General features: G+C 33.7%; 1 pseudogene. It reads left to right on the top strand.

The annotated features are described in order from the left end of the window. Window positions 1-430: pseudogene (locus tag LOK41_RS28610) on the top strand (IS4 family transposase); the annotation flags it as partial.

Below are 430 nucleotides of genomic sequence, written 5' to 3'. Positions count from 1 at the left end.
ATTTTCGTTTACAAGACTTTAAGTCTATCCAAGATAAGCAAGGATATTATTTATCACGTCTTAAATTACCAACTAAAATATATAGAAAAGAATTCGAAACAGTCGTATTTAAAACAAAACCTGCTCAACTGAGACCGGTATATATACAAGTTCATTTAGAAGACATCATGAAAAAATTACAACCTGGCCAAGTGTACGAGTTACATGATGTATATGTAGGGAGTAAAGACAAACTGCCTACTCGTATTGTGGTTTATAGATGTACGGAGGAGCAAAAACAGAAACGCCTACGTGATCGAGCTATTCGTGAAAAGAAAAAAGGGATTACCTATACAGAGCGTACGAAACATTTACAAGGAATTACAGTATACATGACAAACATTCCTACGGAATGGGTACCAAAAGAGAAAATCTATGATTTATATTCATT

It is taken from the genome of Bacillus sp. TL12 (assembly GCF_022625245.1).
Lineage (GTDB): Bacteria > Bacillota > Bacilli > Bacillales > Bacillaceae_G > Bacillus_A.
This window is presented reverse-complemented; position numbering and strand designations above follow the sequence as displayed.